22 protein-coding genes and 1 tRNA gene are annotated in these 19019 nt (G+C 67.8%); 10 read left to right on the forward strand and 13 right to left on the reverse strand.

The annotated features are described in order from the left end of the window. The first annotated feature begins 59 nt into the window (after positions 1-59). Positions 60-581 (forward strand): phage holin family protein, encoded by a 522-nt coding sequence (locus GYB83_RS09530; protein ID WP_161895257.1) that lies wholly within the window; start codon positions 60-62, stop codon positions 579-581. A gap of 10 nt (positions 582-591) precedes the next feature. After that, positions 592-1524 (forward strand): alpha/beta fold hydrolase, encoded by a 933-nt coding sequence (locus GYB83_RS09535; protein ID WP_161895258.1) that lies wholly within the window; start codon positions 592-594, stop codon positions 1522-1524. 15 nt (positions 1525-1539) lie between these two features. Here GYB83_RS09535 and GYB83_RS09540 read toward each other — a convergent pair whose 3' ends face one another. From GYB83_RS09540 to nth, 4 genes are read right to left on the reverse strand one after another with little or no spacing between them, the layout of a single operon-like run. Beyond that, positions 1540-2745, reverse strand: coding sequence for a MarP family serine protease (locus GYB83_RS09540; protein ID WP_161895259.1), 1206 nt, complete (start codon positions 2743-2745; stop codon positions 1540-1542). Then, positions 2742-3497, reverse strand: a complete 756-nt coding sequence (locus tag GYB83_RS09545) for an NUDIX hydrolase (protein WP_228461344.1) — start codon at positions 3495-3497, stop codon at positions 2742-2744. Before GYB83_RS09545 ends, GYB83_RS09540 begins: the two co-directional genes overlap by 4 nt. Further along, positions 3494-4183 carry a TlpA family protein disulfide reductase gene (locus GYB83_RS09550; protein ID WP_228461346.1) on the reverse strand — a complete coding sequence of 230 codons (690 nt, stop codon included), beginning with the start codon at positions 4181-4183 and terminating at the stop codon, positions 3494-3496. Before GYB83_RS09550 ends, GYB83_RS09545 begins: the two co-directional genes overlap by 4 nt. After that, positions 4180-4866, reverse strand: a complete 687-nt coding sequence (nth, locus tag GYB83_RS09555; RefSeq protein WP_228461419.1) for an endonuclease III — start codon at positions 4864-4866, stop codon at positions 4180-4182. The genes GYB83_RS09550 and nth overlap by 4 nt, the downstream gene beginning before the upstream one ends. A 181-nt stretch (positions 4867-5047) precedes the next feature. Here nth and GYB83_RS09560 point away from each other — a divergent pair, with 181 nt between their 5' ends. Then, positions 5048-5317, forward strand: coding sequence for a hypothetical protein (locus GYB83_RS09560; protein ID WP_161895261.1), 270 nt, complete (start codon positions 5048-5050; stop codon positions 5315-5317). A gap of 134 nt (positions 5318-5451) precedes the next feature. Further along, positions 5452-6126, forward strand: coding sequence for a Crp/Fnr family transcriptional regulator (locus GYB83_RS09565; protein ID WP_161895262.1), 675 nt, complete (start codon positions 5452-5454; stop codon positions 6124-6126). 156 nt (positions 6127-6282) lie between these two features. On the opposite strand, the gene GYB83_RS09570 is transcribed toward GYB83_RS09565, so the two are convergent. Genes GYB83_RS09570 through sp36 form a run of 3 tightly spaced genes read right to left on the reverse strand, consistent with a single transcriptional unit; the run spans position 6283 to position 7734 of the window. Further along, the gene (locus tag GYB83_RS09570) at positions 6283-7089 is read right to left on the reverse strand and encodes an MBL fold metallo-hydrolase (RefSeq protein WP_161895263.1); all 807 of its coding nucleotides are present in this window, start codon (positions 7087-7089) and stop codon (positions 6283-6285) included. Positions 7090-7093: 4 nt separating this feature from the next. Continuing rightward, on the reverse strand, positions 7094-7564 hold the full coding sequence (locus GYB83_RS09575; RefSeq protein WP_161895264.1) for a RidA family protein: 471 nt from the start codon (positions 7562-7564) through the stop codon (positions 7094-7096). A 5-nt stretch (positions 7565-7569) separates the two neighbouring features. Next, positions 7570-7734 carry a Sp36 family protein gene (sp36, locus tag GYB83_RS09580; RefSeq protein ID WP_161895265.1) on the reverse strand — a complete coding sequence of 55 codons (165 nt, stop codon included), beginning with the start codon at positions 7732-7734 and terminating at the stop codon, positions 7570-7572. Positions 7735-7807: 73 nt separating this feature from the next. Between sp36 and bagA the strand changes: the two genes are divergently transcribed. The 4 genes from bagA to GYB83_RS09600 are packed head-to-tail and all read left to right on the forward strand — an operon-like array spanning position 7808 to position 11864. Continuing rightward, positions 7808-8812, forward strand: coding sequence for an ATPase BagA (gene bagA / locus GYB83_RS09585; RefSeq protein ID WP_161895589.1), 1005 nt, complete (start codon positions 7808-7810; stop codon positions 8810-8812). Beyond that, positions 8812-9909 (forward strand): ArsA family ATPase, encoded by a 1098-nt coding sequence (gene bagB / locus GYB83_RS09590; RefSeq protein ID WP_161895266.1) that lies wholly within the window; start codon positions 8812-8814, stop codon positions 9907-9909. Before bagA ends, bagB begins: the two co-directional genes overlap by 1 nt. 4 nt (positions 9910-9913) lie before the next feature. Further along, entirely contained in the window at positions 9914-10597 is a 684-nt protein-coding gene (locus GYB83_RS09595) for an Abi-alpha family protein (RefSeq protein ID WP_161895267.1), read from the forward strand. A 1-nt stretch (position 10598) separates the two neighbouring features. Continuing rightward, positions 10599-11864: a DUF445 domain-containing protein gene (locus tag GYB83_RS09600; RefSeq protein WP_161895268.1), complete on the forward strand. Its 1266-nt coding sequence runs from the start codon at positions 10599-10601 to the stop codon at positions 11862-11864. A gap of 48 nt (positions 11865-11912) precedes the next feature. Here the strand turns inward: GYB83_RS09600 and GYB83_RS09605 are convergent, their stop codons facing one another. After that, positions 11913-12242 carry a WhiB family transcriptional regulator gene (locus GYB83_RS09605; protein WP_161895269.1) on the reverse strand — a complete coding sequence of 110 codons (330 nt, stop codon included), beginning with the start codon at positions 12240-12242 and terminating at the stop codon, positions 11913-11915. A gap of 277 nt (positions 12243-12519) precedes the next feature. On the opposite strand from GYB83_RS09605, the gene GYB83_RS09610 reads away from it, so the two are divergent. Further along, entirely contained in the window at positions 12520-14946 is a 2427-nt protein-coding gene (locus GYB83_RS09610; RefSeq protein WP_161895590.1) for a penicillin-binding protein, read from the forward strand. 32 nt (positions 14947-14978) lie between these two features. After that, a complete protein-coding gene (locus GYB83_RS09615) occupies positions 14979-15947 on the forward strand; it encodes a metallophosphoesterase (protein WP_161895270.1) in 969 nt (322 codons plus the stop codon). Positions 15948-16122: 175 nt separating this feature from the next. Here GYB83_RS09615 and GYB83_RS09620 read toward each other — a convergent pair. From GYB83_RS09620 to GYB83_RS09640, 5 genes are all read right to left on the reverse strand, one after another. Continuing rightward, positions 16123-16196 (reverse strand) — tRNA-Pro (locus GYB83_RS09620). A 92-nt stretch (positions 16197-16288) separates the two neighbouring features. Next, a complete protein-coding gene (locus tag GYB83_RS09625) occupies positions 16289-16495 on the reverse strand; it encodes a helix-turn-helix domain-containing protein (RefSeq protein ID WP_161895271.1) in 207 nt (68 codons plus the stop codon). Position 16496: 1 nt separating this feature from the next. After that, positions 16497-16985, reverse strand: a complete 489-nt coding sequence (locus GYB83_RS09630; protein ID WP_161895272.1) for a DUF2975 domain-containing protein — start codon at positions 16983-16985, stop codon at positions 16497-16499. A gap of 54 nt (positions 16986-17039) precedes the next feature. Continuing rightward, complete coding sequence (locus tag GYB83_RS09635; RefSeq protein WP_161895273.1) at positions 17040-18515, reverse strand: hypothetical protein; 1476 nt, start codon at positions 18513-18515, stop codon at positions 17040-17042. Continuing rightward, positions 18515-18904, reverse strand: a complete 390-nt coding sequence (locus GYB83_RS09640) for a hypothetical protein (RefSeq protein WP_228461348.1) — start codon at positions 18902-18904, stop codon at positions 18515-18517. Before GYB83_RS09640 ends, GYB83_RS09635 begins: the two co-directional genes overlap by 1 nt. Between the last annotated feature and the right edge of the window lie 115 nt (positions 18905-19019).

Consider the following 19019-nt stretch of genomic DNA (forward strand, 5'->3'; position numbering starts at 1 on the left):
GCGTGACGGGGCGGCATGGCAACATGAAGTCCGATCAACGTCCAGCAAAGGGAGAATTCGTGAGCGGCAATCAGGACACCTGGCCTCAGCAGCCGACCGACGCCCCGCGCGTCCCGTCGATTCCGCTGTCCGACGCCAACCTCGGACCTGACGGCGAACCGACCATCGGCAATCTCGTCAAGGACGCGACGGCCAGCGCGTCGACGCTGTTCCGCGCCGAACTCGCACTCGCGAAGTCCGAGCTCGTCACCGAGGCCAAGAAGGCCGGGGCCGGCAGCGGCCTGATCGTCGGAGCGGCCGTCCTGCTTCTGTACGCGAGCCTGTTCTTCTTCGTGTTCCTCGGTTTCCTGCTCGACGTGTGGCTCCCGACGTGGGCGGCCTTCGGCATCGTCTTCCTGATCCTGATGGTCGTCTCGATCGCCGCGATCTTCGTCGGATACCTGCTGTTCAAGAAGCTGAAGGCGCCCGAGAAGACGATCGAGTCGCTCAACACGATCGCCGAGGTGATCCCCGGCCGTCCGGCGAGCGGCGGCGTCGCGCACCCGCAGATCCCGCCCGCGCGCGACCCCATGAGCCGCTGACCGATCCGGCGTGACGCCCCCCGATCCCACCGAAGTCCGTTTCGACGGCCCGTGGCAGCATTTCGACGTCCGCGCCGGCGGCCTGCGCTTCCACGCCGTCGAGAGCGCGACGTCGATCGCTGACCGTCCACTCGTCCTCCTGCTGCACGGATTCGGCGAGTTCTGGTGGACGTGGCGGCATCAACTGCCCGCGTTGACCGCCGCGGGTCACCGCGCCGTCGCCGTCGACCTGCGCGGCTACGGCGACTCCGACAAGCCGCCACGAGGCTACGACGGCTGGACCCTCGCGGGCGACACGCACGCGCTGATCCGCGCGCTCGGACACTCGACGGCGTCACTCGTCGGTCACGCCGACGGCGGCCTCGTCTGCTGGGCGACGGCCACCCTGCACCCGAAGGCCGTCGATCGTGTGGTGGTGCTGTCGTCGCCGCACCCCCGCGCGCTGCGGCAGGGCGCCCTGTTCAACACGGAGGAACGTTCCGCGTTCCTCGCCCCGTTCCTGCACAATCAGCTGCCGCGCATCGGCGAGCGCCGCCTGACCCGGGGGAACGGCGCGTTCGTCGCCGAGTACTTCACGCAGCGGTCCGGCAGGAGGTGGCGGGAGACCGCCGATTTCGTCGAAGCCGTCGAACGGAACCGACTCGCCATCCAGATCCCCGGCGTCGCACACTGCAGCCTCGAGTACCGACGGTGGGCGTTCCGCTCCCAGTTCCGACCCGACGGCTGGCGGTTCATGGAACTGATGAACAAGCGCCTCGATCACCCGTTCCTGGCCCTCCGCGGCCGCGAGGACGAGTACATCCTCGACTCCGTCATGGCCGCCAGCGGTGAATGGTCGCGGAACTTCGACTACCGCACCGTCAACGGTGCGGGCCACTTCCTGCACCAAGAGGACCCCGACACGGTGAACAGCGCGATCGTCGAGCACCTCGCACGGGCCTGAGCGGAGTCGGCCGACCTACTTCGACGTGACGCACGACTGCGTGCTGACCGCGGCCGTGCGGTTCTCCGACTGGGTGAGGTCCTGCTGCACCTGTGCCGCGGTGAGAGCGAAGCCGGTGTCGTCGGCCGGATCCTGCGAGGCCCCGAAGACCATTCCGAGCACCTTGCCGTCCGGGGTGATCATCGGGCCGCCGGAGTTCCCCGAACGGATGAGGCCGCGCATCGTGTACACCTGGCGTTCCACCGGCTTGGCGCTCTGATAGATGTCGGGACCGTTGAGGTTCACGACATTGCGGATCCGGACCGGGGTGACCGTGTACGGGCCGTTCTCCGGGAAGCCGAGGACGATCGCGTCGTCGGACGTGGACGCCTGCTCCGGCGCGAAATCGAGGACCGGAGCCCGCAGGCCGGGGACGTCGAGGATCGCGACGTCGTTGCGGTAGTTGAACCACACGACCGTCGCGTCGAGGTGACGTCCGCGGGCCGTCTCGACGCTCACCTCGTCGGTGCCCGCGACGACGTGCGCGTTGGTCATGATCCGGTTCTGGGCGACTACGAACCCGCTGCCCTCAAGGGACTGCCCGCAGCTGTGGGAGACGCCGGTGATCTTGATGACGCTCGGACGCACCTTGTGGACGATCGCCGAGTCGGCCAGCTGGGAGTCGGGGGCGTCGACGTTCGACACCTGGGTGGCGCCGAACGGGCCGATGACCTGCTTGAGGCCGGACGAGTCGATGAGTTCGGTGAGCTCGTTCGGGAGGTTCCGCATCCACTGCGGGGCCACCGCGTCGACGGCTTGGACGACCGCCGAGTCGTCGACCGCTTGCGAGATCCGCGGTTGATCGGCGCTGCGCAGCGGGAACGACAGCAGCCACGCGGCCACGAGGACCGCCAGTACCTGCAAGACCGATCCCACGCCGCTGTCGACGCGACGCACCGCGGGCGAGTGGATGCTGCTGCGGGCCGCGCGGCCCAGGACCATGCCCGACACCTCGCCGACGACGATCAGCCCGACGATCAGCAGGACTCCGACGACGAGCCGCAGCCGTGGATCGTCGAACTGTTTGATCACCAGAGGGGCGAGCAGCACGCCGGCCACCGCTCCGATGAGGACGCCGGCGAACGCCAACGCCGACGCCGCGGCGCCCTGCCGGTAGCCGCTGAACGCGGCGAGCAGGGCGATCGCCAGGATCGCCAGGTCGACCCACACCGAGCCGCTCACAAGCGGCCGCCCGGGATGTGGGTCATCTTCTCCAGCGGTCGCACATCATCTTTGTCCCAGGGGACCTCCCAGCCCGCCGCTTCGGCGATGGCCGCGATCAGTCCACCGGTGAAACCCCAGATCAGCATGCCGTCGTACATGAACGCGGGACCGCGGTACACGTTTCCGCCCATGAACGACCGGCTGACCTGGAATCGGTTCGCCGGGCTGAGGAGTTCCCGCAGGTTGACGCGCGTCACGCGAGCCGTCTCCCCCTCGTCGACCACGCGGACCGGCGTAGGCGACGACCAGTGCGCCAGTACCGGCGTCACCTGGAAACCGGACGGGACGGGAAATGTCGGCAGTGCCGCGAGGACGTCCACGCCCTGCGGGATCAGCCCGGTCTCCTCGTTGGCCTCGCGCATCGCGGTGCCGACGGGGAACTGGTCCCCCGGGTCGCGGCTGCCGCCGGGGAACGCGATCTGGCCGCTGTGCGTGCGCAGGGTGGCCGCGCGCTCGGTCAGGAGGACGTCGGCGTCCGCGGGCACCCCGCCCGGATGGTCGGCGGCGGCGTCGAACGACCCGCCGAACAGCACGAGCACCGACGCCGCGCGCGATCCGCGGAGCGCACCCACCCACTTCGACCGGTCCCCGCCGCGATTGAGGACCTTCTCGTTGACGACGCCGACGTCGTCGGTCACCGCACGCATCCACTCCGGGATCAGCGCGCGGTCGACGAGCGCGCCGGGCGAGTAGTCGAGTTCGCGGCTCATAGGGTCACTCCCAGGTTGTCGCGGACCGCTGCGGTCAGGTCCTCGTACGTGTCGAACACGCGCGGCAGGACCGCGGCGACGGTCCCGTCTGCGCGGACGAACACCGTCGACGGGAACACGCGCGGCGCGCCGACGGCTTCCGCGATGGAACCGCGGGGATCGGTGACGACCGGCATGTGCACTCCGACCTCCTGGAGGAACTTGAGCACGAAGTACGGCTTGTCGCCGCCCTCACGCGCGTGAACGGCGAGAACGTTCAGCGTGCCACCGGAGTCTGTGGACAGTCTGTCGAACAGTGGAAGCTCGCGCCTGCACGGCAGGCACCACACCGCCCACATGTTGATGACCAGTGGTTTCCCCGCGGTCGCCGCGCCGACGTCGATCGTCGACCCGTCAGCCATGCAGGGCGCCGTCACTCCCGCGAGGACACCGGTCGCCCGCGCACCGGAGGGGGTGGGGCACGGTGTCAGCGCGGCGTCGCGGCGAGCCGCGTCGATCTCACTCTGCGCGACGGTCTGATCGGTGACCCCGGACGTCGGCCCCGTCGGCGCGGACGCGGGCTCCGGATCGTCGGACCCGCGCGGCCACAGCGCGACGACGAGCGCGATCGTCACGATCACGAACGCGATCATCGCGCGCATGCCGGGCAGCGCGAACGTCTTCTTGACGGTGTCGAGCCCGCTCATCCGACGATCCCCGCCAGTGCCAGCAGGTGCTCGGTCTCCGGGCCCTTCACCAGGCTCGCCGCCTTGCCGGGATCCGTCGGACCTTCGCCGTACGACGGGCAGTCCTTCGCGAGGACGCAGATCCCGCACGCGGGCGTCCGGGCATGGCAGACGCGACGTCCGTGGAAGATGATCCGATGCGACAGGTCGGTCCACTCCTTGCGCGGAATCAACTCGCCGACGACCTTCTCGACTTTCACCGGATCGGTCTCCCGCGTCCAGTCCCAGCGCCGCACGAGACGTCCGAAGTGTGTGTCGACGGTGATTCCGGGCACGCCGAATGCGTTGCCCAGCACCACATTCGCTGTCTTGCGTCCGAATCCGGGGAGAGTGACGAGTTCCTTGAGCGTGCCGGGGACCCGGCCGTCGAACCGTTCGACGAGCGCCTGTCCGAGACCCTGGATCGAGTTCGCCTTGTTTCGGTAGAAGCCGGTCGGGCGGATCATCTCCTCCAATTCGACGCGGTCCGCGCTCGCGTAGGCGAACGCGTCCGGGTACCGCTCGAACAGGGCAGGCGTCACCTGGTTGACGCGGACGTCGGTGCACTGCGCGGACAGGATCGTCGCCACCGACAGCTCCAGGGGCGTCGTGAAGTCGAGCTCGCAGTACACGTGCGGAAACGCCGTCTGCAGGGTCCTGTTCATCCGACGGGCGCGTCGGACCAGGCCCAGCGGGGTCTCCGGCTTACGTCTGCTCACAACAGTCCAGGTTAGCGGCCCCCGCGTCGTCACCCCGCCACGAGACTCGGCGACGATGCGGTAACAACTCGGTGACGACCTCCGTTCTGGTTTCCAGCTGCGCCGACGGTGGTGTTGACTTGCCTCCATGCAAGGACTGGCAGCGCTCCTCTTCCCTCCCGTGCTCATGCTGTTCGCACTGGCGATGGAGCGCGTCCAGAACGGTCTCGACCGGCTCTCGGTCGGCCGCGCCCACGTCGAGGAGTTCCTCGAGACGGCGGACGAGACCGACGTCGGCAATCTCGCCAAGGACGGTATGCCCGCCGCGCTCGACGAACTGCGCCTGCGCCGCGACAACGATCTCTGCGGTGATCCCGTGCTGCCCATCGAGCCGGAATCGCGGACCCGAGCCAGCTGATTCACGTAAGTCCACTTTCGGGATATTTCGCCCGACTGTGACCGCCTCGTACACGCGTGATCAATTCAACAACTATGATTTTCCCCGTAGTGTTGAACTTCGAGCGCACGTTCGGAATAAGAGAGGTTCTTTAGGTGGAAGAGATACTCGCCAGGGCAGGTATTTTCCAGGGGGTCGAGCCCACAGCCGTCGCTGCACTCTCCAAGGAGTTGCAGCCGCTCGAGTTCCCGCGTGGACATGTGATCTTCCACGAGGGTGAGCCGGGCGACCGCCTGTACATCATCCTCACCGGCAAGGTGAAGCTCGGGCGTCGTTCGCCCGACGGTCGCGAGAACCTGCTGACGATCATGGGCCCGTCGGACATGTTCGGCGAGCTGTCGATCTTCGATCCCGGCCCCCGCACGTCGTCGGCGACGACGGTGACCGAGGTCCGCGCCGTGTCGATGGACCGCGACGCACTCCGGAAGTGGATCAAGGACCGTCCCGAGATCGCCGAGCAGTTGCTCCGCGTCCTGGCGCGTCGCCTGCGTCGCACCAACAACAACCTCGCGGACCTCATCTTTACCGACGTCCCCGGCCGCGTCGCCAAGCAGCTGCTGCAGCTGGCTCAGCGTTTCGGCACGCAGGAGGGCGGCGCGCTCCGCGTGACGCACGATCTGACGCAGGAAGAGATCGCGCAGCTCGTCGGCGCATCCCGCGAGACGGTGAACAAGGCTCTCGCCGACTTCGCTCAGCGCGGTTGGCTGCGTCTGGAGGGCAAGAGCGTCCTCATCGCCGACTCCGAGCGCCTCGCACGCCGCGCTCGCTGACGCGAGCCGGTCCCACACCGCTCCTTGAGCGAGCTTGCGAGTCTCGAAAGGCCTGGTCCCGGACACACCTCCGGGACCAGGCCTTCGTCGTCAGAACCTTTCGACTCGCGAGCTCGCTCAAGGAACGGGCGGGGCGCTAGCTCAAGGAACGGGGCGTCAGAGGGTGCGCAGGTATTCCAGCTGCGTCTTGACCGACATCTTGGCGGCGGGCCAGAGCTTCTCGTCGACGTCGGCGTAGACCTTCTTCACGACCTTCATCGGCTTCGCGTCGTGAGCGGACACGCCGAGGGAGTCGAGCGCCGCGCGGATCTGATCGAGCCGCTCCTCCCGATGCTGCTTGTAGAACCGGGCCACCGGGCCGAGGGCCGCATGGTCGGGCCCGTGACCGGGCAGCATCACGGCGTCGGACGCGTCGACGATCAGCCGGTTCAGGGAGTTGAAGTAGTCGGCGAGCGTCCCGTCCCGCGGATCGAGGACGGTGGTGCCGTGACCGAGAACGGTGTCGCCGGTCAGGATCGCCGTCACCCCGTCGTGTTCGACGAGGAAGCTCGTCGAGTCTGCGGTGTGGCCCGGCGTGTGCACGACGGCGATCCGCAGGCCCGCGGCCTCGATCACTTCCCGGTCCCGCAGTCGCGGGGCGCCTTTCGAGTACTCGTCGGAGTACGCGCGCGTCGGCGCCCCGGTCATCGTCCGGAATCGCTTCAACGCACCGACATGATCGTGATGACGGTGCGTGAACAGCGTCAGCTCGACGTCTCCGGCGACGTCCACGACCGTCCGCAGATGCTCGCGGTGCTTCTTGGGACCGGGATCGACGACGACGGACGTCGCCGATCCGGGAGCGCGCAGGATCCACGTGTTGGTTCCGTCGAGCTCCATGAGTCCGGGATTGCGGCACAGCACCACCGACGCGAAAGGCGTCACCTCGCGGACCGTGTCGTAGGCGGGATGCACCACGGTCATGACGTCAGCGCACCTGGACGATCAGTTCCACCTCGACCGGCGCGCCGAGCGGAAGCTCCGCGACGCCGACGGCCGACCGCGCGTGGACGCCCGCGTCGCCGAACACCTCGCCGATCAGGTCGGACGCGCCGTTGATGACGCCGGGCTGGCCGGTGAAACCGTTCGCCGACGCGACGAAGCCGACGACCTTGACCACCCGCACCACGTTGTCGACGCCCGCGACCGAGTCGACGGCGGCGAGCGCGTTCAGCGCGCACTGGCGGGCCGCGGCGTTGGCCTGCTCGGGGCGGACCACGCCCTCCGCGCCCTCGGACACCTTGCCGACCACGTCGAGCTTCCCGTCGACGACGGGCAGTTGACCGGACGTGTAGACGAGGTCGCCGACCCGCAGAGCGGGGGTGTAGCTGCCGACCGGTGCGACCACCGGAGGCAGGGTGATGCCGAGTTCGGCGAGACGATCGCTCCACTGACCCATGACGATCAGCCCTTCGGACGCTTCAGGTAGGCGACGTGCTGCTCGCCGGTGGGGCCGGGCAGGACGCTGACCAACTCCCATCCGTCCGCTCCCCACTGGTCGAGGATCTGCTTGGTCGCATGCGTGAGCAGCGGAACGGTGACGTATTCCCAGGCGATAGGTGTGCTCATGACGCTCACCTTATCGGTTAGCGAACAGCTCCGTCGCCACGGTCGATAAGGTGATCGGGTGGTCGAGAATCAGATGACGGACGACGCGGACACCGTGTGGCCGCCCGCGGCACGCGACGCCAGGCTGCATTTCGTGTCCGGCAAGGGCGGCACCGGTAAGACCACGGTCGCCGCCGCGCTGGCGTTGGCGTTGGCAGCCAAGGGACAGCGGGTGCTGCTCGTGGAGTGCGAGGAACGCCAGGGCATCGCGCAGCTCTTCGACAGCCAGCCCCTTCCGCCGGTCGACACGCAGGTCGCCTCGCTCGAGGGCGGCGGCTCCGTGTGGGGTCTCGCCCTGCAGATCGAGTACGCGCTCCTGGAGTACCTCGACATGTTCTACAACCTCGGCTTCGCCGGACGAGCGATCAAGCGGGTCGGGGCCATCGACTTCGTGACGACGGTCGCGCCGGGCCTTCGCGACGTCGTCATCACCGGCAAGATCAAGGAACGCGTGATCGCCGTCGACAAGAAGGGGCACCGACTGTACGACTCGATCGTCGTCGACTCCCCGCCCACCGGCCGCATCGGCAACTTCCTCGACGTGACGTCGGCGATGGCCGACCTCGCCAAGACCGGCCCCATCCGCAATCAGAGCGACGGCGTCGTCAAGCTGCTGCACTCGGCGGACACGTCGGTCCACCTGTGCACGCTGCTCGAGGCGATGCCGATCCAGGAGACGATCGAGGCCGTCGACGAACTCAGGGCCAAGGGACTGCCTGTCGGGTCGATCCTGGTCAACCGGGTGGAGCCGGCACACCTTCCGGAGGATCAGCTCGACGACATCGCCGAGGGATCCGTCGACGCGGACCGCGTGCGCGCCGCACTCGCCGACACCGGTGTGACCGTCGACGACGCCGACCTGGCCGGGCTCCTCACCGAGACCATCCAGTACGCGGCCCGGCTGCAGGCGCAGCACGTGGCGCGCGCCGAACTCGACGGGATCGACGTCCCCCAGATCGAACTTCCCACCGTCGAGCAGGGCGTCGATCTCGGCGGCCTCTACGAACTCGCCGACGTCTTGAAGAAAGCGGGAGTCTGATGCCCGACCTGAAGATGGGCGCGGTGCTCACCGATCCGAACACGCGCGTGGTGATCTGCTGCGGCTCCGGCGGCGTCGGCAAGACGACGACCGCGGCGGCGATGGCGTTGCACGCGGCCGAGCAGGGCCGCAAGGTCGCGGTGCTGACGATCGACCCGGCGCGTCGCCTGGCGCAGTCGTTGGGCGTGAGCGAACTGACGAACGAGCCGCAGCCGGTCCCCGTGTCGGACGACTCGAAGGGCACCTTGGACGCGATGATGCTCGACATGCGTCGCACCTTCGACGACATGGTGGTGGAGCACTCGACGCCGGAACGCGCCGAGGCCATCATGAACAACAGCTTCTACCAGACCGTCGCGTCGTCGTTCTCCGGCACGCAGGAGTACATGGCGATGGAGAAGCTCGGCCGCCTCCTCGACGAGAACCGGTGGGATCTGATCGTCGTCGACACTCCCCCGTCGCGCAACGCCCTCGACTTCCTCGACGCCCCGAAGCGTCTCAGCTCGTTCCTGTCCGGCCGACTGATGAAGATGCTCGTCGGCGGCGGCCGGGGCGTCGGACGCGTGGTGACCGGGGCGATGAGCATGGCGATGCGCGGCATCTCGACGATCGTCGGAGGCGACATCCTGCGCGACGTCGCCATGTTCGTCCAGTCGCTCGACTCGATGTTCGGCGGCTTCTCCGAACGCGCGGAACGCACGTACGACCTGCTCAAGCGGCCCGGCACGCAGTTCGTCGTCGTCGCTGCCCCCGAGCCGGACGCGCTGCGGGAGGCGTCGTTCTTCGTCGACCGCCTGTCGAAGGACACGATGCCGCTGGCGGGCCTCATCGCCAACCGCACACACCCGAACCTGACGTCGCTGTCGACGCCCGCCACCGCCGCCGCGCTGGAGAAGGTCGACGACGATCTGACGCGTGGCGTCCTGCAGGTGCATGTGGATCGCGCCGCCACCGCCAAGCGGGAACTGCACCTGCTGCAGCGGTTCACCGCATCGCATCCGAGCGTGCCGATCGTCGGCGTGCCCGCGCTGCCGTTCGAGGTCGCCGACTCGGACGCGCTGCGGGCGGTCGCCGAACAGATAGTCAGTCGCGGTTGACCTCATGAACAGCTTCTTCGACCCTCGCGGCCTGCTCGAGTCGGCGGTCTCGGTCGGACGCACCGCGCTCAGCGTCGCCGAGTGGACCGAGGAGCAGCTGTTGTCGTTGGCGCGGGCGGGCCTGGACGCGATCGATCCGGCGGCGGCAGCCTCCGACGACAAGCCCGCACCGCCCGAGAAGCCCGCACCCGAGCCGGAGCCGCCGACCAGGCGGCTGACCGACAAGATGACGGGCCTGCTCGATCAGGCGCTCAATCAGGGCACCACCGCGAGCAAGCTCGAACTGTACGGTCGCATCCTCGATCAGCTCGTCGCCGATGAGGCCCGGATCGTCGGGGCGCTGTCCGACGGGGCCGCCTCGCCGTTGATCAACGTGGTCTCACGCGCGTCCACCCGCACCCCGGTGTTGGAGAACGCCGCACTCATCGGCCGCACCGCGAACCTCGCGCTGCCCGAGATGGTGCCGGCCTATGTGACGCACCTGCTGTCGCTCGGACTCCTCGAGGTCGGCCCGGAGGACCCGGCTCTGAAGATGGACTACGAGGTCCTCGCGGCCGAGACGATGGTCCTGCGGGCCGTCAAGGCGTCGTCGGTCGGTCCCGTCGGGCCGCGCATCGACAGGCGGACGCTACGCTTGTCGCCGCTCGGTCTCGACCTGTGGAAGACCGCCATGGCGAACGGTGACTGACATGACGTCCCACGTGGTCGCGATTCAGACGTGGAGCGAGATCACCCACGACTTCGGCGCCAACTGGCTGATCTACCTGTCGATGCCGATCATCGCGGCGTTCGTCGGCTGGAGCACCAAACTCGTCGCGCTCGAGATGATCTTCAAACCGATCGAGTTCCGCGGCATCGGTCCGATCGGCTGGCAGGGGATCGTCCCGCGCCGAGCGGGCAAGGTCGGGTCGACGACGATCGAACTGCTCACGTCCAATCTGTTGCGCCCCGAGGAACTGCTCGACCGGTTCGACGCTCACGAGGCCGTCGAGGCCATCCGTGAGCCGTTGACGTCGGCGATCGAGGAGATCACCCGCGACGTCGCCGAGGAGATCCGGCCTGGCCTGTGGGATTCGCTGCCGTCCGCGGCCCGCCGCGCGATCCACGCACGCATCGAACAACAGGCCCCGGTCGTCGTCGAGCATCTGCTGGACGAGATGCGTTCGGACATCTCCCGGTACATCGACCTGCAGTACCTGGCGGTCACCACCCTCGTCCGCAACAAGGAGAAGCTGAACAAGCTGCTCAAGACGGTGACGTCGGGAGCGATGAGCTTCGTCCGGCGCAGCGGCATCTATTTCGGCTTCGGCATCGGCCTCGTGCAGATGGTCGCGTGGGGACTGTTCCAGAATCCGTGGATCATGCCGATCTTCGGGTTCAGCGTCGGATTCCTCAGCGACTACATCGCGTTGAACATGCTGTTCCGGCCGCTGCTGCCGACGAAGTACTTCGGGTTCATCACGTTCCAGGGCCTCCTGCATGCGCAGCGTGAGCAGATCACGCGCGACTACGCGAAGATCCTCGCCGAGGACCTGTTCTCGCCGGAGAACCTCATCGAGGGCATCCTCGAGGGTCCGGGATCGGACAAACTGTTCGCCCTGGTCGCGAGGGAGATGGAGACGGCGATCGATTCGCAGGTCTCGATCGCCAAGCCGCTGATGAGCCTCACCGTCGGCACCGCCCGCTACCGGGAGTTGAAGGACAAGGTGATCGTCGCGGTGCTCGCCCACGTGCCGGACACCCTCGCCAAGGCGAACGACTACGCGTTCGGCGTCATCGACCTCGAGAACACGATCGTCGAGAAGATGGGCGAGCTCACCGAGTCCGAGTACGAGTCGATCATGCGGCCGGTCTTCAAGGACGACGAGCCGCTGATGATCGCGATCGGAGCCGTCCTCGGCGGCCTGGTCGGCGAACTCCAGGTTCAGATGATCGAACTGTTCGCCAATCATTGAGCGCGAAAGCAGTCGAGCCCGACGAGGATTCGTCGGGCTCGTTCGCGTTCAGTTCTTGTCGGGGACCGCGCCGATGCGCTGACGGCGGCGTTGGGCTTCGAAGAAGGCCGCCCAGGAGGTGACCTCGGGATGCTGGCGGAGGAGAGCCCGACGCTGGCGCTCGGTCATTCCGCCCCACACGCCGAACTCGACGCGGTTGTCGAGTGCGTCGGCGCCACACTCCATCTGGACCGGGCAGTGCCGACAGATGGTGGCCGCTTTACGCTGGGCCGCCCCTCGAACGAAGAGGTCGTCCGGGTCGCCGCCGCGGCAGCGTGCCTGCGACACCCAGGTAAGGCGTGTTTCCGATTCTCCGGAGGACAACGGCGCCAAAGTCATTGCGCGATCCCACCTTTCACAAACCCATCGACACGAGTCGAGGCTCGACCCGCGCATAAGATCTCCGACGGAGCGTCACCCTGCATTTGGTCGCATTGTGGGGTAGCTCACGTCAATCACCCTATTGAGACGCCCATCGCAACGCAAGTCGGGGGTCCCCAAGCAGTGGCGACCGGGATCCGATGCAGGTCGCTACCCGGGAGACGGCGCGGGTCCACGTATCCTGGCGTCCGTGCGGAAGACATCTAACTTGGCCGGCCTCGCCGTGGCATGCGTCATGGCGGGCGTCCTGGTCGCGGGCCTGCTGTTCCCGATCGTCGGCGGACTCGGGGTCCTGACCAACCGGGCCGCAGCGACGATGGAGAACAGTTCGTCCGAGCTGCTGAGCGGGACGCTGCCGGAGGTCACCACGGTGACCGACTCCACCGGCAAGCCGATCGCCCAGCTCTTCGATCAGTACCGCTACCAGGTGGGATACAACGACATCTCGCAGGACATGATCCGCGCGATCATCTCCATCGAGGACCGCCGATTCCTGGAGCACGACGGCGTCGACTGGCGCGGCACCATCCGTGCGGCGCTGAAGAATTCGGCGTCGGGCGACGTCCAGCAGGGCGCGTCGACGCTCGATCAGCAGTACATCAAGAACTACCAACTGCTCGTCCTCGCCCGCACCGAGGCCGAACGTCAGGCCGCGATCGAGACCACCCCGGCCCGCAAGCTCCGGGAGGTCCGCATGGCGCTGACCCTCGAGCAGACCCTGATCGACCAGGCGAAACGCGACCGCGGGCTGGACGACGCCGCCGCCAAGCAGGACGCGAAGAAGCAGATCATCACCCGTTATCTGAACGTCGTCCCGTTCGGCAACAACGCCTACGGCATCGAGGCCGCGGCGCAGACGTACTTCGGCCACTCGGCGAAGGAACTGACGGTCGAGCAGGCCGCGATGCTCGCCGGCATGGTGCAGTCGAGTTCCGGCCTGAACCCGTACACGGACCCGAAGGCCGCGACGGCGCGTCGAAATCTGGTGCTCGACACCATGATCGACAACTTCCCCGAACGGAAGGCCGAGTTGACGGCGGCCAAGGAAAAGCCGCTCGGCGTCCTGCCCGAGCCGCGCACTCCGGTGCAGGGCTGCATCGCCGCCGACGATGCGGGCTTCTTCTGCGACTACGTGCTGCAGTACCTGGCCGACAACGGCATCTCCCGCCAGCAGGTGATGCGCGGCGGATACCTGATCCGCACCACTCTCGACCCGACCGTCCAGGCGTCGACCCTGCGTGCCGCACAGGCGCAGGCCGACCCGCGCACCGACGGCATCGCAAACGTGATGAGCGTCGTCCGACCCGGCAAGCAGTCGCACGACGTCGTGTCGATGGTCTCGAGCCGCGACTACGGCCTCGACGCGAAGAAGGACCAGACCGTCCAGCCCCAGCCGTTCTCGATGGTCGGCGACGGAGCCGGTTCGGTGTTCAAGATCTTCACCGTCGCCGCGGCGATGGAGAAGGGCCTCGGCACCAGCGCGATGCTGCAGGTCCCGTCGAGCATCGCGGTGTACGGCATGGGCAACAGCAACGGGGCCAACGGGTGCCCGGCGAACGCGTACTGCGTGAAGAACGCCGGCGCGTACGCCGCCCAGATGTCGGTCACGCAGGCCCTCGCGACGTCCCCGAACACCGCGTTCGTGAATCTCCTGCAGCAGGTCGGCGTGAAGCCAGCCGTCGACATGGCCGTCCGACTCGGCATGCGCTCGTACAACCAGCCCGGCACGTCGGGCAACGGCGACCAGTCCCTTGCCGAGTACATCAAGAAGGGCAACTTCGGCTCGTTCACCCTCGGCCCGTTCGCGGTGAACGCACTCGAACTGTCGAATGTGGCCGCGACCCTCGCGTCGGGCGGCGTGTGGTGCCCGCCGAACCCGATCGTGTCGATCCAGCAGGCCAAGCGCGACCAGTACGGCAACCGCGTGGTGGACGAGAAGGGCAATCCGGCGATGACGTCGGTGCCGTTCAACGCGCCGCAGTGCGAGCAGGTGGTCGACGCCGGCCTGGCGAACACTCTGGCGAACGCGATGGGCGACGACGACAAGGGACCGGGCACCTCCGCGCAGGCCGCCCGCTCGACCGGCTGGAATCTTCCGTTGTCGGGCAAGACGGGGACCACCGAAGCTCACCGCTCGGCGGCGTTCCTGGGCTTCACGAACCAGATGGCGGCCGCGTCGTACGTATACAACGACGGCCCGACGCCCGCCGGGATCTGCACCTCGCCGCTGCGTCAGTGCTACGACGGCGACGTGTACGGCGGCTACGAACCGGCCCGCACGTGGATGAACGGCATCCTGCCGGTCGCCACCAAGTTCGGTCCGGTGGCGATGCCGCCGGTCGATCCGCAGTACGTGGCCGGCAGCGATCGCGGCCGGATACCCGACGTCAGCGGTCTGCCCGTGAGTCAGGCGACGTCCCGACTGCAGGAGGCCGGGTTCAAGGTCAACGAACTCGAGGTCGACAGCGGGCGCCCCAAGGGCACCGTCGTCTTCACGGCTCCGTCCGACAGCGCGATGCCGGGCAGCACCATCGCCGTCTACGTCAGCAACGGGCGCGGATCGTCGACGGGCCCGAGCGGACGACGGGGTTCGGGCACCACGGAGAAGACGGTCGAGGTGCCCGGTGTGGGCCCGGTGGTGATCGAGGTTCCAGACGAATGATCGGTGTCGGTGAGCACGCGTATCGTGGACGCATGCTCTCCGGTTCGCAATCCCCGTCCCGCGCGGCTCGTCTCGCCGCGGGAGCCGCAGGCGCCGCTGCTGCAGGCCTCGTCTACTCGACGGTGATCGAGCGCAACGCGTTCGCTCTCCGACACGTGACCGCACCGGTGCTGGAGGCCGGGTCGTCGCCGCTGCGTGTACTGCACATCAGCGACATCCACATGACGCCGCATCAGCATCTCAAGCAGGCGTGGATCTCCGAGCTCGACTCCCTCGAGCCGGATCTGGTCATCAACACCGGCGACAATCTCGCGCATCCGAGCGCGGTACCCGCCGTCGTGCAGTCGCTCGGCGGTCTCCTGTCGCGTCCCGGCCTGTTCGTGTTCGGCTCGAACGACTACTTCGGCCCCAAGCCGAAGAATCCGTTCAAGTACTTCAAGAAGGACCACAAGCGCACGCACGGCGAGCCCCTGCCGTGGCAGGACCTGCGTGCCGCGTTCACCGAACGCGGCTGGCTCGACGCGACACACGCCGTCCGCGAACTGGAAGTCGCCGGGGTCCGGATCGCGGCTGCGGGCGTCGACGACCCGCACATCGAACGCGACCGCTACGAGACCGTCGCAGGCCGCCCCAATCCCCTCGCACAGCTCCGACTCGGCCTCACCCACTCCCCCGAGCCCCGTGTGCTCGACAGTTTCGCGGAGGACGGCTACGACCTCGTCATGGCGGGCCACACGCACGGCGGGCAGCTGTGCGTGCCCGGCTACGGCGCGATCGTCACGAACTGCCACATCGACAGGTCCCGCGTGAAGGGCCTGTCGCGGTGGGGCGCGTCGATGGCGTTGCATGTGAGCGCGGGCCTCGGCACATCGCCGTACGCTCCGGCCCGATTCAGCTGTCGCCCCGAAGCGACGCTCCTCACGCTCACCGCGGTCTCGAACGGCGGCGACGACGCCGCCGTCGACCTCACCCTGCCCAGCCTGGAAGTCGTCACCACCTGACGGCCGTCCCGGCGCCGCGGCCGGAGAACGAAGCATTCACCGACGAACGAGGCACGCATGCGTGCCTCGTTCGTCGTCGAGACCCTCGTTCCGGTGTCCCCGATCGGAGAAACGAGTGAGGCCCTGACCAGGGTCTCCCCTGGTCAGGGCCTCAAACTGCTATCTCAACCTAGCGTCGGGGTGGCGGGATTCGAACCCACGACCTCTTCGTCCCGAACGAAGCGCGCTACCAAGCTGCGCCACACCCCGTGTGCAACCTGGTACAGCCTACAACGAGGGTGACTGAACTATTAAATCGGCAGGTCAACACGCCTATCGGACGGCATTTCGGCGGTTCGCGGTCACTCGTCGACCCAGTGCAGGATGTCCCCGGGCTGACATTGCAGGACGCGGCAGATCGCCTCCAGCGTGGAGAAGCGGACCGCCTTGGCACGCCCGTTCTTCAGGACGGCGACGTTGGCGGGTGTGAGCCCGACCTGGTCGGCGAACTCGCCGACGCTCAGTTTGCGCTTGGCGAGCTCCACGTCGAGCCGGACGACGATCGGCACGTCAGATCACCCCGTCGAGGTCCGAGCGCAAGGTGGTCGCCTGCCGCAGCAGCGACCGCATCACCAGCATGAGCAACGCGAGGACCAGACACGCGAGTCCGAGCATGGTCAGCACGATGGGCAGTCCCGGATCGTCGACCGCACCGAACAGCCCCAATGCGATGAGAAGGCCGGCCGGGACGAGCCCGGCGCCGACTGTCGCGACGATGATCGCATCGACCCAGCGGAACGACGACTCGTCGAAGATCCGATCTCGGCGCACTCGCCCGAGGAGCACCCAGATCGACACGAGGACCACCTGCAGGCAGAGGAATTCGTAGCCGACAAGGACGGTGCCGAGCCACCGTTCTCCGGCCGTCACGTCACCGATGCTCTCCAGGTAGCGGAACTTACCCGGGAAGGACAACGTCTGCAGGACGGTGACGCCGACGAAGAGCAGCACAAGCGTGACGCGCAGCGGCCAGTAGGCGACCGACATGATTCGTTCCATGAATCGACTATCACTCGAAATCTATCGATAGTCAATCGATAGATCGGGGCGCCACTACTGATAGGACACGAACATCGGTTGCGGCTCGACGTCGAACGTCGCCAACGGCGAGAACATCGGCCTGTCCTCCTTGTAGAAGTTCTTCCAGCCGAGCCACACGTTCGGCGGCAGTCCGGTGATGATCCGCTGCCACGTCGCGCGCTTCACCGAGGCCGTGCCATGACCGTCGGCGTGGATCACGGTGGCGAGTTCGGGGTGCGACGTGTCGAGCCTGCTGCGATCGCCGAGCATGTCGGCGTCGAACTGGTGCAGGACGAACACCTTCTGCGGGAGATGCTCGGTGCGGACGAGGTCGGCGAGCCAGTCCGCCGTCCGATTGACCTCGTCGGGATCCACCGATCCGATCTGCGTCAGATGCACCTGCCTCGGCTTGAGCCGCCATTCCGGGTCGAGTGCGAGCCCGACATGCGGCTCCAGCAACAGGTCCCGGTACATCTTGGCCTGCGTCAGGAAGTCCATGCGCCCCGGCTGCAGGTCGAGCGTGACGTACACGCCCGCGTCGCGGGCCGCGTCGACCCACGGGCGGATGGCCGACGGGTCGATGATGTTCGTGTACTTGCCCCGATATCCGGGGTCGGACGACGCGACCGTCACGATGATCTCGAACGTCGGCACCACCGGCACGTCGACGAGCCGTCCGTACGGCCGGGCGACGCGTTTGACGCGGCGGATGGACGCCGGGATGTCCTGCGCGCCGAGCGGTCCGAGGTCCGGACCGCCGGGAGACCCATACAACGCGACCATTCGCCTGCCGGGGAAGACGATCTGCCCGCCGCCGGGCAGTTCGGGAACAGTCCGGGCCTGCGCTATGCGGTCGGCGACGGTCTTCTCGGCGCCGAAGTCGCCGACGGTGACGATCGGGCGGTCGGGGTCGGCCTTCAACGCGGCGACAGCGGCTCCGCTCGACCGCGGATCCCCGACGGGCACCCGGACCCCGGTCGCCCCGGCAGCCTCCGCGTTGGCGGCGCCGACGTCGCCCGAATCCGCTACGAGGACGAGCGGACGACCCTGAGCCAACTCCGACGGGACGCCTGGCCGAGTCGTCTCCGACGTCGTGACCGGCAGCCGGAAGTCGGGCTGATCGGCGCCGATTCCGATCACCGACGACACGTCGAGGGCGCCGAGCGCGAATCCGACGGGGAACGTGTACGTGTCGTCGACGATGTGGAACACCGGTATCCGGTTACGTTCGGCGACGGCGATGCCGTGCTCGAGATCGTCCTCCGACGCCGCGGACGACACCACGACGGCGCTGGGCGACGACCGGAACATCGATCGCGCCGCCTGCACCGACGCGGGGGCGGCGCGATTGTTCTCGACGACCGTCAACGACGGCAGCTCGGAAGCCGCGGCGTCGGACGGCTGTGCGGGGACGACGATCGCCGACGACGCGGTGAGGACCGCGACGGCGACGAGGACCCCGCCCGCGAGGAGCGGACGGGTCCGGGTCGATCCCCGCCTCGGGGCCATCAGTCGTCCGTGTCGTCCACGTCGACGAAGGTCACGCGCGGGGTGGTCGCCGCCGCGAAGACCGCCAGGCCGACATAGGTGAGCGCGCCGAGCGCGAAGACGATCGTCACCGCGAGCAGCACTCCCCACATGATCATCGCGACGACACCGTCACGGGAGTCGAGGACCAGGGCGCCGAAGCCCGCGAGAATCGCGCCGAGCAGCGCCCACGCGGCACTGCGGATCTTCGGCCCCACTTCGGTGCTGTAGAACAGCCGCTTGTAGACACCCGTCTCGAACTCGTCGACGGCGGCGAGCCGCACCGGGTCGCCCGACGCGAGGTCACGCAACGTGCGTGCCAGTTCGGCGTCGCGCAGCAACGACGCGGACTCCCGCTGTCGGTATGCCACGAAAGCGATTGTCGCGATCGTCGTCGCGAGAAGTCCGATGCCAGTTGCAAATGCCCACGTGTTCACAAGCGATCACGCTACCGGCCCGAGGGCGCGACGCGCGTCACACCCTCGG

The sequence above is a fragment of the Gordonia spumicola genome (assembly GCF_009932475.1).
GTDB lineage: Bacteria > Actinomycetota > Actinomycetes > Mycobacteriales > Mycobacteriaceae > Gordonia > Gordonia spumicola.

Bases quoted from the DNA above. Each gene is read 5' to 3' on its own strand.
- GYB83_RS09545 (WP_228461344.1), bottom strand. From the start codon at position 3,497: ATGAGCCGCGAACTCGACTACTCGCCCGGCGCGCTCGTCGACCGCGCG.
- GYB83_RS09550 (WP_228461346.1), bottom strand. From the start codon at position 4,183: ATGAGCGGGCTCGACACCGTCAAGAAGACGTTCGCGCTGCCCGGCATG.
- nth (WP_228461419.1), bottom strand. From the start codon at position 4,866: ATGAACAGGACCCTGCAGACGGCGTTTCCGCACGTGTACTGCGAGCTC.
- GYB83_RS09560 (WP_161895261.1), top strand. From the start codon at position 5,048: ATGCAAGGACTGGCAGCGCTCCTCTTCCCTCCCGTGCTCATGCTGTTC.
- GYB83_RS09570 (WP_161895263.1), bottom strand. From the start codon at position 7,089: ATGACCGTGGTGCATCCCGCCTACGACACGGTCCGCGAGGTGACGCCT.
- GYB83_RS09575 (WP_161895264.1), bottom strand. From the start codon at position 7,564: ATGGGTCAGTGGAGCGATCGTCTCGCCGAACTCGGCATCACCCTGCCT.
- sp36 (WP_161895265.1), bottom strand. From the start codon at position 7,734: ATGAGCACACCTATCGCCTGGGAATACGTCACCGTTCCGCTGCTCACG.
- bagA (WP_161895589.1), top strand. From the start codon at position 7,808: ATGACGGACGACGCGGACACCGTGTGGCCGCCCGCGGCACGCGACGCC.
- bagB (WP_161895266.1), top strand. From the start codon at position 8,812: ATGCCCGACCTGAAGATGGGCGCGGTGCTCACCGATCCGAACACGCGC.
- GYB83_RS09595 (WP_161895267.1), top strand. From the start codon at position 9,914: ATGAACAGCTTCTTCGACCCTCGCGGCCTGCTCGAGTCGGCGGTCTCG.
- GYB83_RS09600 (WP_161895268.1), top strand. From the start codon at position 10,599: ATGACGTCCCACGTGGTCGCGATTCAGACGTGGAGCGAGATCACCCAC.
- GYB83_RS09605 (WP_161895269.1), bottom strand. From the start codon at position 12,242: ATGACTTTGGCGCCGTTGTCCTCCGGAGAATCGGAAACACGCCTTACC.
- GYB83_RS09610 (WP_161895590.1), top strand. From the start codon at position 12,520: ATGGCGGGCGTCCTGGTCGCGGGCCTGCTGTTCCCGATCGTCGGCGGA.
- GYB83_RS09615 (WP_161895270.1), top strand. From the start codon at position 14,979: ATGCTCTCCGGTTCGCAATCCCCGTCCCGCGCGGCTCGTCTCGCCGCG.
- GYB83_RS09630 (WP_161895272.1), bottom strand. From the start codon at position 16,985: ATGGAACGAATCATGTCGGTCGCCTACTGGCCGCTGCGCGTCACGCTT.
- GYB83_RS09635 (WP_161895273.1), bottom strand. From the start codon at position 18,515: ATGGCCCCGAGGCGGGGATCGACCCGGACCCGTCCGCTCCTCGCGGGC.